This is a genomic window from Rhizobium sophorae (assembly GCF_013087515.1).
Classification (GTDB): Bacteria; Pseudomonadota; Alphaproteobacteria; order Rhizobiales; family Rhizobiaceae; genus Rhizobium; species Rhizobium sophorae.
This window is the reverse complement of the sequence record NZ_JABFCN010000075.1, coordinates 1-857: the sequence shown is the minus strand read 5'-3', so window position 1 is coordinate 857 and position 857 is coordinate 1. Positions and strand designations below refer to the sequence as shown.

The 857-nt window shown below is 60.9% G+C and carries 2 protein-coding genes; both read left to right on the top strand.

Going from position 1 to position 857, the window contains the following annotated elements:
- On the top strand, window positions 1–437 hold a 437-nt coding region (locus tag G9X64_RS36025), incomplete at its 5' end, for a tyrosine-type recombinase/integrase (protein WP_171378388.1).
- A 3-nt stretch (window positions 438–440) separates the two neighbouring features.
- Window positions 441–857: IS91 family transposase (locus G9X64_RS36020; RefSeq protein WP_171378387.1), on the top strand; the 417-nt coding region annotated here is incomplete at its 3' end.

Here is an 857-nt window from a genome sequence, read left to right as displayed (position 1 = left end):
GCATGCTGATCCGGGTTGAACAAGGCAAGGGACGCAAGGATCGCAATGCCATGCTTTCTCCGCAGCTCCTCGAACTGCTGCGGCTTTGGTGGCGCGAAGGAAAGCGGCGCGGCGTGATGCTGCCTCACGGCTGGCTGTTTCCGGGGCGTAGCCGCACCGATCCGATCTCGGCGCGGCAACTTCATCGCGCGGTTCAGGAAGCTGCCGATGTTGCCGGCATCCACAAGCGCGTCAGCCCGCATACCTTGAGGCACAGCTTTGCCACCCATCTTCTGGAGGATGGCACCGATATCCGTGTCATCCAGGTTCTGCTCGGTCATAGCAAGCTGGAGACGACGGCTCTCTATGCGAAGGTCTCCACCCGAACCATTCACGCGGTCGCTGGACCTCTTGATCGGCTGATGGCGCTGATGGAAGGCAAAATGCCCGACGGCTGAACCATGGGTACCTCGATCGAGGTCGCCGATATCTTCCGTGCTGCAGGGCCGAACTATCGGAAAGTCAATACGGGACATCTCAGCTTGAGCCAGCTCAAGGTTATGTCGGCGGTCGAGCACTGCCGCACAGCGGCACTGGGCGGACATGTCGAGGCCTGCGAGGATTGTGGAGAGTGGCGCATCGGCTACAATTCCTGCCGCAACCGGCACTGCCCGAAGTGCCAGGGCGCCGCTGCACGCACATGGCTTGCCGAACGGGAGGCCGATCTCCTGCCTGTCGGATACTTCCACGTCGTCTTCACATTGCCAACCGAGGTAGCCGCCATTGCCTTCCACAACAAGGCGGTGGTTTACGATCTGCTCTTTAAGGCCGCATCCGAGACGATGCTGACAATCGCTGCCGATCCGAAGCATCTCGGC